Source organism: Limnochorda pilosa, from assembly GCF_001544015.1.
In the GTDB taxonomy this organism is placed as follows: domain Bacteria; phylum Bacillota; class Limnochordia; order Limnochordales; family Limnochordaceae; genus Limnochorda; species Limnochorda pilosa.
The window spans coordinates 3,535,741-3,548,758 of record NZ_AP014924.1 but is presented as its reverse complement, the minus strand read 5'-3'; the positions used below and the strand labels follow the sequence as shown (position 1 = coordinate 3,548,758).

Annotated in this window: 9 protein-coding genes and 1 pseudogene; 4 read left to right on the top strand and 6 right to left on the bottom strand. The window is 65.3% G+C overall.

Annotated features, from left to right (window positions below):
- Positions 1 to 363 precede the first annotated feature (363 nt).
- The 3 genes from LIP_RS15965 to LIP_RS18685 form a co-directional block, all read right to left on the bottom strand.
- A complete protein-coding gene (locus LIP_RS15965) occupies positions 364 to 1,485 on the bottom strand; it encodes an IS110 family RNA-guided transposase (RefSeq protein WP_068140634.1) in 1,122 nt (373 codons plus the stop codon).
- A gap of 118 nt (positions 1,486 to 1,603) precedes the next feature.
- Positions 1,604 to 2,722 carry a TIR domain-containing protein gene (locus LIP_RS15960; RefSeq protein WP_068140631.1) on the bottom strand — a complete coding sequence of 373 codons (1,119 nt, stop codon included), beginning with the start codon at positions 2,720 to 2,722 and terminating at the stop codon, positions 1,604 to 1,606.
- Between the two features lie 190 nt (positions 2,723 to 2,912).
- Entirely contained in the window at positions 2,913 to 3,206 is a 294-nt protein-coding gene (locus LIP_RS18685) for a hypothetical protein (protein WP_144440545.1), read from the bottom strand.
- A 633-nt stretch (positions 3,207 to 3,839) separates the two neighbouring features.
- On the opposite strand from LIP_RS18685, the gene LIP_RS15955 reads away from it, so the two are divergent.
- From LIP_RS15955 to LIP_RS15945, 3 genes are all read left to right on the top strand, one after another.
- Positions 3,840 to 5,144 carry an IS256 family transposase gene (locus LIP_RS15955; protein WP_068140628.1) on the top strand — a complete coding sequence of 435 codons (1,305 nt, stop codon included), beginning with the start codon at positions 3,840 to 3,842 and terminating at the stop codon, positions 5,142 to 5,144.
- A gap of 1,106 nt (positions 5,145 to 6,250) precedes the next feature.
- Positions 6,251 to 7,852 carry an aminodeoxychorismate synthase component I gene (pabB, locus tag LIP_RS15950; RefSeq protein ID WP_331456621.1) on the top strand — a complete coding sequence of 534 codons (1,602 nt, stop codon included), beginning with the start codon at positions 6,251 to 6,253 and terminating at the stop codon, positions 7,850 to 7,852.
- A complete protein-coding gene (locus LIP_RS15945; RefSeq protein ID WP_068140621.1) occupies positions 7,837 to 8,721 on the top strand; it encodes an aminotransferase class IV in 885 nt (294 codons plus the stop codon). The genes pabB and LIP_RS15945 overlap by 16 nt, the downstream gene beginning before the upstream one ends.
- 99 nt (positions 8,722 to 8,820) lie before the next feature.
- Here the strand turns inward: LIP_RS15945 and LIP_RS20665 are convergent.
- Positions 8,821 to 8,949, bottom strand: a pseudogene (locus tag LIP_RS20665) (HigA family addiction module antitoxin); the annotation flags it as partial.
- A gap of 4 nt (positions 8,950 to 8,953) precedes the next feature.
- Entirely contained in the window at positions 8,954 to 9,559 is a 606-nt protein-coding gene (locus LIP_RS15940; RefSeq protein ID WP_068140616.1) for an SCO family protein, read from the bottom strand.
- A gap of 279 nt (positions 9,560 to 9,838) precedes the next feature.
- On the opposite strand from LIP_RS15940, the gene LIP_RS15935 reads away from it, so the two are divergent.
- On the top strand, positions 9,839 to 10,648 hold the full coding sequence (locus tag LIP_RS15935) for a cytochrome c oxidase assembly protein (RefSeq protein WP_068140613.1): 810 nt from the start codon (positions 9,839 to 9,841) through the stop codon (positions 10,646 to 10,648).
- A 76-nt stretch (positions 10,649 to 10,724) separates the two neighbouring features.
- On the opposite strand, the gene LIP_RS15930 is transcribed toward LIP_RS15935, so the two are convergent.
- Positions 10,725 to 12,962 carry a heavy metal translocating P-type ATPase gene (locus LIP_RS15930; protein ID WP_068140611.1) on the bottom strand — a complete coding sequence of 746 codons (2,238 nt, stop codon included), beginning with the start codon at positions 12,960 to 12,962 and terminating at the stop codon, positions 10,725 to 10,727.
- Between the last annotated feature and the right edge of the window lie 56 nt (positions 12,963 to 13,018).

Here is a 13,018-nt window from a genome sequence, read left to right as displayed (position 1 = left end):
AGCGGTACCGGTACCTACCTCCACTGCGCCGCTCAGTTTCTCGTCGACATCCGCTGAATACGCTTGTTGATATGAACGAGGCCGTCAAGCCCCTAGTTGAGATCCGCCACAGGTGAGCCCGGCCGGGGCAACGTCGACGGTTGGCACTCTGATAGACGCGGGTTGGGTACCGCATTTTCATGCCTCCGTCGGGAGCCGCCTCGAACTAGGGTCGCACGTGCAGCCGGAGGGCTGTGTGCATAACAAGCGTCGAGGATTCTCCCATCGGTTCCCGGTTCTCTCGGCTCGCTGGTGTGGCCGGATCCACATCTCAAAGATCAAAGCCCGCTGCGCTACACCGTCGTGCTTCAGAGTCCCTCAGGCTTAGGCAGCCACTTTCTGCCTCTGAGCCTCAACAGGGCAGGCGATCGCCCACATGAAACCGAGGAGTTCTCGAGCCACCGCTGTGGCTGCAACGCCGCTCGGCTTGCCTCGACTGATGAGTCGCCAGTACTTCCGGTGCAAGCGTTCCTGTGCCTTCAAGGCGATGGCCGTGGTCTCAGGATCGAGTCCCCGCTGGCGGGCCCGCAAGGGAGCCTTCACGGCCGGCTTGTATCGATAAGCCCACGCCGCTTCTCCCAGGACGAAGCGCAGGTGCGCGTTACCCGTCTTGGTGATGCCGGTTCGATGGACCCGCGCCCCGCTTGACGACTCACGGGGGACCGTGCCGCTGTATGCCATCAGCTGGGCTGGGCTGCCGAACCAGGAGAACTCCCCGACCTCCGCCACCACCGTCACCGCCGTGATCTCCCGAACACCCTTCAGGGCTTGCAATGCCTGGATCACGGGAGCACGGTCGCTTTCGGTGGCCACCGCGTGGATCTCCGCCTCCAGGCGCTCCACCCGGCCGGCCGCCTCATGCGCCGCCCGCAGGTACTCTTGAAACGCCACCTGGGTCGCCCTTTGCGCGAAGCTCACGGTATCCAGCCAGCGTAGAAACGTCTTCGACCAGCGCCTGGTCCCTTTCGGAGCCTCGATGCCGTGTCGCAGGAGAAAGCTGCTGATCTCCTGACGGGCTCGCCGCAGGTCCCGCTTCGCACTCTCTCTTGCTCGCACCAGATCCCTCAGCGCCTCGTCCTCTTTTCCGGGAACCCAGACCGGTGTCAGCTCACCCGCCCGGAGCAACTGCGCCAGGCGAAGCGCATCGCGGCGATCCGTCTTCACGTGGTCTCCAGGACGAACAGGCGTCAGCGACGGCGCCACGACCACGCACGGTACACCCAGCTGGCTCAGCTGACGGTACAGCCCATAGCCTGTCGGACCCGCTTCGTAGCACGCCAGGAGCTCCTCCGGCTTGCTCAGCCACTTGATGAGCTTTCGCACGGCCTCCGGCGTGTTCGGTATCCCGCCCAGGTAACGGGGCGGTGCCTGAGTCCCGTCCGCCACTGCCACAGCGATGCTCTCCTTCGACACGTCCAACCCGACGAACTTCGTGGTATGATTCATCTGCCGGCCCCTTTCACGCTGTAGCTCTGCGTTCCCACCGAGGGAACGAAACCTACGTTCGCCGTGAACTGAGGGCCGGCCTCGTCCATCTTAGGTAGACATGCATGCCTACTGGATATCACGACTCCAGAATACCCTCGCGCTCTAACACTTGACGGATCTCTTCAAACGTTGCACTGATATTACCGCTCGGGAACCGAATCTGTCCCAACCCGTGGATATTGGAAAACTCCTCGCAACCCTCTTCTAGCAGGATAATCGCCTTCGTAAACCCAAGCTGACCTTGAAAGAGACCCGCTTCATGAATTACGTTCATCCTCGCCCGCACCGTCCCGTCTGACTGCTCGTCCTCGGCCGTCATCAGGATAAACGCGAATGCCGCAGCATCCAGCATCTCCGAGAGCCTGGCGATGTTGGTGATACCAGCAACCGGTATCCGATTGAACTCGTCCCACGGTAAATGAAGACGATCCTGGATGAAGTCCTTGAGATCTCGCCAAATGGCTGATCGACCATGACCGATAAAGACGTTCGTGCCGACACGTTGTTCACGCACGTCCTGGCGTGCTAGTCGTTCCAGATGGGAGACGGCTCTTTGCGCTATCTTAAGCAGCTTGCTGCAAATCTCAGCCGAGCTCCGTAACGCGGCCACCCGCACTACAACTTCAATGTGAGGAGGTGTCACTAGTCCTTGCGTCATAGCGAGGGTATCCCTACTCATATATTGCCCAGGCTTCAGGTGGTCAATCAACTCTCCTGTGGTTACTACGTGTGCGTTTCGTGCATCCTCAAGAAGCCGACTCAAAAAGGGATCTTGGCGATGACTGTTACGCACTTCGAGAATCGAGATGATCTTATCCCTGCTGTCTTCGGCTAGTTCCCTCCCATGAGCGGCAATTGCTTCAATGGGCACTAGGTCGGGGTTGCCTGCCCGGTTGTGGATTCGCTCTTTCACTTTGTCCGGATTCCACTCTTCCCAGTCGCCTCGAGTCCCCATTCTTGCACTGATGAAGCCCCATTCGCTGCTAAAGTGATTGCCCGGCGGCGGTGGAGTAAGATCCTTGTAGTAGATTCTCGACTGGTATCCAATCCACGATCCGCTCCATGCCTTTCCAACCTCGTGGGCAGCTTCTTCGAGCGCGGAAAGGGGTTCACTCACGTCAGGTCGGCTAGCGCGCTGTATGTATCGATGCAGATCCTGAACAATCTCTTCGAGTTCATCGACGAAGTCACTCATGACAATCACCCTTTCCGGCAATGTCTAGCGTCCTTGCGGCTCAGCAGCGCCGCCACCTGACCGTCAGGTGGTGTACCCCAGCTTCCTACGGCATCCGCTGCAGCCGCTTGTTAGACCGAATACACCGCTTGGTTGACGAGATGCCCTGATCATCTGACCACAGCTATGGAGTCAGGTTCATGGGAGTCGATTACGGCCGCGTGCTCGATGTCTTCTTGTAGGCGTACACTATCCGGGAATCATCGCTACCTCCACCTCCGCCGCCGTCCATTCCAGCATCGAGAAAGTGCTTTTCAACATCCCGCGCAACAGTGTGGGAGGAGGCAGTCCTGTGAATCCAATGTCCGTTATCTCTCGAAACGTTGTGGTCACCGAAAAGACGGGTATCAACGCCCGCGGTTATGCCCACGTAGCAGTTTCTGTAAGCCTGACCTTTGAAGTGCGCCGTGATGTCGTCGATGATCTCCTGTTTGGTCTTGGCCATCTTCCTGGCCTCCTCTCTTCCGTGAACCTCTATGCTTGGGTCCCGGCGATTTCGGTCTAGCGTCCTGCCGTATCAGCGGCGCCGCCACGCGGCTTCCAGGTAGATGGACCCGGCACCCACGGCGTCCGCTGCATACGGTTGTTAGGTGGAAACCGCTCCGTAGCCACGTTGCACTCCCCGCTGCAATCCTACGCCTCATCGTCCTCGGTACCGAGCGTCCAACGCCGGTCTTTCCCCTGCGTTTCTGCGGGGCGTAGAACAATGCTCTTACGGATTTCGTACTCAGCCCCGCTTGGCTTCACCGAATATATGAGTGTTAGTTTCTCCTGATCGGGCAGTTCGCGTATGTCCTCATAGAACGTACCTTGAACATAAAGCTTACCCGGAAGACGAACGACAGCTTCCGAACTGGTAGTCTCTATCGAAACAGAATCGGGCCTAGATCCGCGCCCGTAGTGTTGGTACGGCATAACATATCGGAACTCGACCGCCCGGTCGTTACACTCACTGTCCTCAAGCCTCAAGGCTACTCGTGACCGATGGGGTGACGTCTCCAGCGTGCTGTAAAAAGTGAGGGACCTGGGTTATCCTGGTAGCAGCGGTAGCAAGCCAGGAAAGGAGACCCAAGTCCCTATGAAGAGGATACCACCGTCTCGTCAGCTTGGCCAGCAGATCCAGGAGCTTCTGGAGCACGGGTTGCCCGAAGGGGACGGCGGTTCGCTCCTGGGCGAGATCGCTCGGCTCGGCATGAGGAGGCTGATCCAGGAGGCGCTGGAAGAGGAGGTCGGCCGGTTTCTCGGGCGAGAGCACTACCAGCGCCGAGCTGCCGGGGAGCCGCTCCGGGGGCACCGGAACGGGTATCGCACCAAGGGCTTCGCGACGGCGGAGGGTGAGATTCCGGTGGCCGTGCCGCAGGTGAGAGAGACGCAGGAGCCCTTTGTCTCGCAGCTGCTGGGGATGCTGGCAGGGCGAACCGACGAGCTGGAGCGGCTGACGGCCGAGATGTACGCCCGGGGGCTCTCCACCCGAGACATCGAGGAGGCCTTCACCGGTGAGGACGGCGGACGCCTGCTCACCCGGACGGAGGTGAGCAGGATCACCGAGGCGCTCTGGGAGGAGTACGAGACCTTCCGAAGTCGCAGCTTGGCGGAGCTCGATGTGGTCTACCTCTTCCTGGACGCGGTCTTCGAGCCGCTCAGGCGAACGGGGACCACCCGGGAAGGCATCCTCTGCGCCTGGGGGATCACCGTGGAGGGCCGGCGGGTGTTGCTCCACCTGGCGTTGGGCAACAAGGAGAGCTACGAGAACTGGCTCGAGTTCCTCCGAGACATGGTGGGCCGGGGGCTCGGCACGCCACTCACAGTGACGACCGACGGGGCGCCCGGGCTCATCCAGGCCGTGGAAGCCATGTGGCCCAAGAGCCTCCGGGTGCGCTGCTGGGCGCACAAAGCTCGCAACGTCCTCGACAAGGTCCCGGAGGAGATGCGTGCCGAGGTGAAGGCCTACCTGGCTGCGGTACGGGAGGCTCCCACGCCTGCCGACGGCAAGGAAGCGGCCCGCCGCTTCGTGGAGCGGTTCGAGCGGGACTATCCTTCGGCGGTGCGGAGCTTCACCGACGATCTGGAGGCGAGCCTCAACCACCTCAAGGTCCCCCTGGCGCACCGGAAGTACGTGCGAACGACGAACCTGATCGAGCGGAGCTTCGAGGAGGAGCGACGACGCACGAAGGTGCTCCCCCGGTTCTGGACCGAGCACAGCGCCCTCAAGCTGGTCTTCGCAACGCTGCAGAGGGCCACGAAGCGCTGGCAGCGGGTGCGGATCACCGAGCTCGAGCGCAAGCAGATCGCAGCTCTTCGCCGAGAGCTCGGCCTGGATCCCGATCCGGGGCCTGGGCGAAAGAGCGAGGAATCCGTTGAGAAAACGACGCACGCTGCGTGAGGACCAGGTCCTCACATTTTACAGCAGCTAGGGGACATGACCACCGATGGACAGGAAAGACTACAGTGCTCGTTTCACGTGGAGTTACATAGAGAGCCAAGTGAACATACCATTGCAGGTGAGGCTCCCTTTGAACGGGTTTGGGTGTGTCTCCGAATCCGGCACTTCGGCCGGGTTCTTGACTAACGCTGACAGTAGCACTTAGCAGCTCGACGTCAGGCAACGGGAGAAGCGGAACCAGAATCCGAATCAGATCTTCGCGCGTTGCGCTTCTGACCTCCGTCCCTTCCCTCCACGGGACTTCGCGTTCGACTGGGCCTCCACCAGGGGAGCCAAACGCAGGGTTCTTGACAACGTATGGAGAAGTCCCGGTCTCGAACAACAACGCGCATACGGGGCCGTCATCTGTCGAAATGACGTAGTCGGCCAAGATTGGTACGGCCCCCGCGAAGTGGCTTCGAACTTGAGTCCACCAAGCAGCCAGATCCGTAGGATCCATGCTAGACACACCAAGCTGTTCATCAAGTCCAATTAGCCAAAGGATGGGCTCCGCGCGGGCTGCGTTAGCGTGCGCTGCTAGCCGACGCGCAGCTCTTGCCGGGTCGATGAATCCCGCTTTCAGCTCCACACGAGAATCTTCAACGACCTTGTGACTTGTCACGCTATCGATAATATCTAGGGCCCAGGCCTCCACTTGATGTCGTCGCACGGTGAACCCTCCGTATTGGCCACCTAACCGCGGTTTATTTAGTTCCCGATAAGGCCTGTAGACCGCAAGTGTGATCGGTAGTACGTGTGCCTAAGTCCGTGAGTGGAGCGCCTGGATTCGCTTACTGCACCAAAGTCGCCCAGTTCGCGTGGCGTGTTATCTGTTGTCTCGGTAATGCTGGTGCAGCTCCCCCTGTACAAGCCCGAGCTGGCTGCGCGGATAAGCCTTCGATGCAGAGTAGTTCAAATCCTTTCCGAGACGACCGAGAGGTTTGAGGAGTGACGCCCAGGGCAGCACAACCCACCACGTAACCCAAGCAGGGCACCACAGTCGGCTACGCGTCACGCCAGTCGTCTCCGACCTAACCAGTCCTTCTGCCTGAGGACCAAACATAGAGGTGCGCGGCCTCGGATGCGAAAAGTATGTCAGGCGTATCCGAGCCTCAAAGCAGGGGGTATCCCCCATCCATTCGTTCCTGGAGCCGGTCAGACTCCCTCGACGCCTGCAACCCGCCGAGATCCTCCTCGCCTTTCCGCCGGAACCCGGGCGGATCCTGTTCGAGGCCGGGGAGGGGGCCGTACCGGGGATTGCCTGGGGCGACGTGTCGCCACGCCCCGCGTCCTCAGTGAGGCCACCTGCCCGGCCCGGAGCGGGCTGGTCGTTCGCGGCAGCCTGGCCCAGCTCGATCCTTCAGGGAAGCGACGGTTGGTTCACCCTTACCACGCCCGGCGGCACTCGTGTGGAAGCGCGGGATCCGTTCGATCTCCTCGATCGAACCGTGGGCGACCTGTGGCGGGGCGCGGCCGCCGGCAGGATGAACGGGGACGAGGGCCCGCCCTTCGTGGGCGGCTGGGCGGGTTACCTCGGATACGATCTGAACCGTTACGTCGAGAAGCTGCCCCACCGGGCCCGGCCCGAGCTCCCGGTTCCCGAGATCCACCTCGCCTTCTACGAGACGGTGGCAGCGCTGAACCATCGCGACGGCACGCTCTGGCTGGCCGGCATCCTTCCCGCTGGCCGCGAGGCGCTCGTCCGGGAGCGGGCCCGCATCCTGGCGCGGTCGCTGGAAGAGGTGGCCCGCCGGCCGCCCGCGAAGGCGCCGCCCCCGGCGCCGGCGGGTCCGCTGGTCTCCAGCTTCTCTGGCCCCGGATACCTGGCCGCGATCGAGCAGGCACTCGAGAACATCAGGGCGGGCGAGATCTACCAGGTCAACCTGGCCCAGCGCTTTGCGTGCCGCCTTGACCCGTGCTGGGGGCGTGAACCCGGCTGGCGGGTCTACCTGCGGCTCCGGGAGCGCAATCCCGCTCCCTTTGCTTGTTACGTGCAGGCGGCGGGCTTCGAGATCGCCAGCGCGTCCCCCGAGCGCTTCCTTGCTGTCTATCCGGAAAGTGGCGGGGGCTGGCGGGTGCAGACGCCCCCCATCAAGGGCACCCGTCCGAGGGGCAAGACGGCGCAGGAGGACCGCGAACGGGCGGCGGACCTCCTCCGGAGCGAGAAGGATCGGGCCGAGCTCACCATGATCGTCGACCTCCTCCGGAACGATCTCGGCCGGGTGGCTCGCATGGGGAGCGTGGTCGTGCCCGAGCTCCGGCGACTGGAGTCGTACCCGACGGTCCACCACACCGTGGCCACCGTTGAGGCCCGGCTGCGAGGGGATGCCACACCCGGCAGCCTCCTCCGTGCCGCCTTCCCCGGGGGCTCGGTGACGGGCGCCCCCAAGATCCGGGCCATGGAGATCATCGACGCCCTGGAGCCGGTCCGCCGCCACGTCTACTGCGGCTGTCTGGGCTTCATCTCCGTCAACGGGTTCCTCGAGTTCAACATCGCCATCCGCACCCTGACCGTAGCCTCTAGCCGCGCCCTCTTTCACGCGGGCGGCGGGATCGTGGCCGATTCCGATCCTGAGGCGGAGTACGAAGAGACGCTGGTCAAAGCCGGGGCGCTCGCCGCCGCCCTCGGCGTGCCGGATCTCGGAGGTGGATCATGTACGTCTGGATGAACCGGGTCGTGGGCGCCCGTCTGGTGGATGCGATACCCTGCGACCCGGGGTGGTTGGTCCCGGCGGAAGAGGCAGCTGCGTCCCCCTTCGACAGGGGTCTCCTCCTCGGCGACGGGCTCTTCGAAACGATCCTGGTCCGGCACGGTCTGGCGCCGCTCCTGCCCTTTCACGAAGAGCGGCTGGCCGAAGGATGCCGTCTCCTGGGGTATCCTCCACCGCCCGCGCTCGGGGGCGTCCTCGAGGCCCTGATCTCCCACGGGGGCCTGCGCGAGGGCGTGATCCGGGTGACCTGCACCCGGGGCGAAGGCCCCCGCGGGTACCGGCCGCCGGAGGTGCCCGACCCCTTCTGCGTTGCCGCGCTCCTTCCGCCGAGCAGCGCGCCGGAGGCCCCCTGGCGGGCCGTCGTCTCCGACGTCCCGACGGTGCCCCATCCCATTCTCAGCCGAATCAAGCACACTTCGGCCCTGGCGCGGATCGTCGCCCTGCGTGAAGCAGAAGGACGCGATGCCGACGAAGTGCTCTTTTGCACCCCGGCCGGCGCGGTGGTGGAGGGCACCGCCACCAACATCTTCTGGGTCACGGAAGGTGCTCTCCACACGCCGGCGGTCGAGGCCACGGGCTGCCTCCCCGGCGTGGGCCGTCGCTGGGTGATCGAGTGGGCGGAGAACGCAGGCGTCAGGGTACACCAGGGAGTGTTCCCTCTCGCAGTGGCGGGCGAGGCGGACGAGGCCTTTCTGACCAACGCCGTCAGGGGTCCGATCCCGCTGGGCGAAGTGGTCGGACACCGGCGGTGGGAAGCGCCTGGACCGCTGACGGCCCGGCTGATGGCTGCGTGGCGCGACATGGCCGACCGGAGCGGCCCACCTTGATGAACGCACATCCAGCCTCCGTCGTAACCGGAACAGGCGCTCGTGGGAGGCCGCCGTTGCCTGGTGGCCGCCCACATCGGCGTTCGTGGAACACGCGTGTCAGCGGGTGCCCAACGGATGGATCTGCTCCAGTGACTTCCCAAGAGCCCGCGATGCCTCCCAGAGGTCCACGGCGCGCTGCGCATCGACCCAGAACTCCGGCGTGTTGCCGAACAGGCGAGCGAGCCGATTGCTAGCGAAGGACCTGTCGCACGTCCGCCGCGATGTCCTCTGCCGGCGTCCCGAACGAGTAGCTCAGGCGGAGGTTGCCGCTGGCGTCCACCAGGAACGCGGTCGCCGTGTGATTCATCCAGTATCCATCGGGGGCCTGCGGGTCAAGACTCTTGGCCGCGTACACGCCGTAGGCCTCGCGTACGGTCTCCAGGGCATCGAGCTCTCCCCAGAGCCCCACGACAGACGGATCGAAGAAGGCCAGGTACTCCCGCAGCCGCTCGGGTGTGTCCCGCTCGGGATCGACCGTGACGAAGACGAACCGGACCTGTTCCGCGTCCGACCCCAGCGCCTGCCTCACCTGCCGGAAGGTGCTGAGCGTGGTGGGGCAGACGTCGGGGCACGACGTGTACCCGAAGAAGAGCAGGATGGCGGAACCCCGCTGGCTACTCAGGCGGAAGGGACGCCCCTGCTGGTCCGTCAGCGCGAAGTCCGGCGCCGCGCGGACGGGGTCCATCACCCGGCCGTGATAGCTCACCGGGGTCCGTGAAGCGTACGCCCAGACGACCGCGCCCGCCGCAACCGCGAGGACGGCCGCCAGCTCGAGCAGCCAGCGGTTGGAACGCACGGCTCGTCCTCCTCCCGGGTTCGCTCGCTTTCATGTCTCTCCTCGTGCATACGCTAATCGTTCGCAAGAGGCGCGTCAATGAGTAGAACGTGCCATGGGATGGCCACGCTCTTGCGGGCGTGCGTGAGCGATTCGGACCGGTTCCTGGCTTGCTCGACGGAGACTCGCAATCGGTCTTCGCATGGAAGGAAGAGGTACGCCCTCTGAGGAACCAACGAAGCCCATCCATCCGATGGCGGACACCGGGAATGGAGCTTGCCTGGGAGGAGAGGAGCCCTCGTGGAAGTTTGGACGTGGACGTGGGATCCGGCGGTCCTGGCTGCGCTCGCCGTGGCGGTCTACGTCTACGCGCGGTTCGCGGGACCGCTGCGGCCCCGGCCGGGGCAGGTGGTCCTCTTCGCCGCAGGAGTCCTTGCCGTCTTCGCCGCCCTGGTCACACCCGTGAACGCCGTGGGGGACCGCTACCTCTTCACGCTCCACGTGGTGAACCACCAGCTCCTCCAGATGGCCGCTCCCATCCTGTTCGTTCTGTCCGTTCCCCGAAAGAGCTGGCCGCGGCGAGCCCGCGAGAGGAGGAGAGCCCGGCGAGGTGAGCTTCTCACTGCCGGGGTCGTATTCGCCCTCTACAACCTGGTGATCTGGCTCTGGCACTGGCCGTTGGGTGCGGGCGCCTCGGGCGGGCTCCGCCAGGCGTGCGGGCTTCCCACCGGCCTTCCCAAGGAGAACCCGCTGCTCGCGACCCTGGAGGACGGCATCCCTCTGCTGGTCGGCTTGCCCTTCTGGGCCATCGCCCTGCGCCCCGCCTCGGTCGCCTGGCGGGCCTCTGCGGCTCGCCTCGCACTCCTTGTGGGCAGCTGGCTCTTCAACTGGCTGATCAGCTTCTTCATCGGGCTTGCGGGCCGGCCGCTCTATGGGACCTACCTGGTGCTGCCGCGCGTCTGGGGGCTCTCGCCCCTCGCGGACCAGGCGCTCGGGGCGGGGATCATGTGGGTCATGGGCAACATGATGTACGGGGCCGTTCTCCTCTGGCTTCTCTGGAGGCTCCTGCGGCGGGAAGAAGCGGCCGACGCCGCCGTCCAGCGGGCTTGAGGACGGGCACCAGCCCTGCGGACCTCTGATTCCGCCCCGCCAGCATGAGCGCGGCCACGACGATCTCGCTACGATCTTACGACGCCCGGGCCAGGCGCAGCGACAGCACCCGGCCGCCGAACGAGTTGAGAAGGACGACGGTCACGCTGGCGGCCATGGCCGCCATGGCCCAGACGGGAGGCACGAGGCCCGTGACCGCCGCCGGAACGCCGATGCCGTTGAACGCGAAGGCCAGGGAGACGTTCTGGACCGTCTTGGTGTAGCTGCCCCTGGCGATCCGGTACGCCTCCACCACACCGCTCAGCCGGTCGCCCACCAGTACGATGTCGGCCGACTCGATGGCGATGTCGGTGCCCGCCCCGATGGCGATGCCCACGTCGGCCTGCATGAGGGCCGGGGCGTCGTTGATGCCGTCGCCGACCATGGCCACCCGGTAGCCCTGCCGCTGGAGCTTCCGGATTTCGTCGGCCTTGTCGCCGGGCAGAACCTCGGCCAGCACCTGCTCGATGCCCACCTGGGCCGCCACCGCCCTGGCGGTGCGCCCGTTGTCGCCGGTAATGATCATCGGCTCCAGCCCCTCTTGCCGCAGGCGCCCGACCGCCTCGCGAGCGTCCTCCTTCAGGGTGTCACCCATGGCGATCAAGCCCAGGGCGGCATCGCCGGAGGCGACCAGCACCACCGTCTGCCCGCGTTCTTCTGCTCCGCTTGCCCGCCAGGTGAGGGCGGAGGTGTCCACCCCCTGCTCCTGCAGAAACCGTGCCGTGCCGGCGAGGGCCCTGCGACCCTCCACGAACGCCTCCACGCCTCGGCCCACGTGGGCGCGAAAGCCGTGGGCTCGGGGAAGACCCGCGCCGCTCGCCAGAGCCCGCTCGACGACGGCGCGCCCCAGCGGGTGCTCGGAGGCCGCCTCCACCGCCGCCGCCAGACGCAGCACCTCCGCCTCCTGGCCTGGGGTTACGGCAGCAACCTCAGTGACGACGGGCTTTCCCACGGTGAGGGTCCCCGTCTTGTCCAGGACCACCTTGCGCACGTCCTTGAAGGCCTGGAACGCCTCTCCGGAGCGCATCAGAATACCCTTCCGGGCAGCGATGCCGCCGCCCCGGATCATGGCCAGCGGCGTCGCCATGCCCAGGGCGCAGGGATACCCCATGACCAGGACGGCCAGCGAGGCGAAGACCGCCCGGCTGACGTTGGGCTCGCCGGCGACGAGCCATGCCCCCAGGGTCCAGACGACGAAGGCCAGGGCCGCGGCGAGGACAACGCCAGGTACGAAGTACTGGAGCACCCGGTCCACCAGGACGAGGATGCCCGGCTTCAGGGCTCGCGCCTCCTGGATGTGCTGCGCCACCCTCTGCAGGAAGCTCTCGGCGCCCACCCGGGTGACCCTCACCACCAGGGTGCCCGCCTGATTGACGGAGCCGCCGATGACCTCGGCGCCTTCGGCTTTCTCCACCGGGAGAGACTCGCCGGTGACCAGGCTCTGGTCGACGGCCGAGGCGCCCTCCTCGACCACACCGTCCACGGGGATCGCCTCGCCGGGCCGCACGCGCACCCGGTCGCCCACCTGGACGTGGTCGATGGGCACCTCTTCCTCCCGACCTTCGTGGATGACCCGGGCGGTCGCCGGCTGCAGCGCCATGAGCTTCTTGATGGCCTGGGAGCTGCGGGTCCGCACCAGCAGCGAGGTGTAGCCGGAGAGCAGGTGGTACGTGGTGACGAAGACGGAGACACCGAAGAAGTCGGCGATGGGGAAGCCGGCGGTGAAGAAGCCGATGAGTCCGCCCGCCAGGCCGGCAAAGGCGGCGAGCTCCAGCAGGACGTGCTGGTTGAGGATGCGGCGCCGGAGGGAGCCCCACGCCATCTTCTTGATGGGCCAGGCGGGGCCGAACAGGGTGACCAGGGCCAGGGCCAGCATGGGCCAGCGGGACCAGGGTTGCATGAAGCCCATCCACATGGCGACCATGAAGGCCAGCGCCGCCCCCGTCGCCCCGGCGGCCATGAGGAGCCGGTTCCGCTCCCGCACTAGCTCGGCCTCTTCCTCTTCGAAGGGGCGGACCTTCTCCGGGTCCCGCCACGAGTATCCCATGGCCAGCAGGGTCTCCTTGAGCTGCTGAGGCGTGACCCTGGCGGGATCGTACTGGACCAGGGCCTCTTCGTGCGCCAGGCTGACGCTGACGTCGGAGACGCCCTTCGTCCGCCGGAAGGCCTTCTCGAGGCTCGACACGCAGAAGGAGCACTGCATGCCGCCGATCTTGACCTGGAGCTTCTCCGCGTGGGCCCTGGGCCCAACCGATGCGCCCATCACAACGGTCATGCGTCCCACTCCCCTCCGTTCGACTCCCGGGTCGCCGTGCTCCCCGGCCCGGTCCC

Bases quoted from the DNA above. Each gene is read 5' to 3' on its own strand.
- LIP_RS15965 (WP_068140634.1), bottom strand. From the start codon at position 1,485: ATGAATCATACCACGAAGTTCGTCGGGTTGGACGTGTCGAAGGAGAGC.
- LIP_RS15960 (WP_068140631.1), bottom strand. From the start codon at position 2,722: ATGAGTGACTTCGTCGATGAACTCGAAGAGATTGTTCAGGATCTGCAT.
- LIP_RS18685 (WP_144440545.1), bottom strand. From the start codon at position 3,206: ATGGCCAAGACCAAACAGGAGATCATCGACGACATCACGGCGCACTTC.
- LIP_RS15955 (WP_068140628.1), top strand. From the start codon at position 3,840: ATGAAGAGGATACCACCGTCTCGTCAGCTTGGCCAGCAGATCCAGGAG.
- LIP_RS15945 (WP_068140621.1), top strand. From the start codon at position 7,837: ATGTACGTCTGGATGAACCGGGTCGTGGGCGCCCGTCTGGTGGATGCG.
- LIP_RS15930 (WP_068140611.1), bottom strand. From the start codon at position 12,962: ATGACCGTTGTGATGGGCGCATCGGTTGGGCCCAGGGCCCACGCGGAG.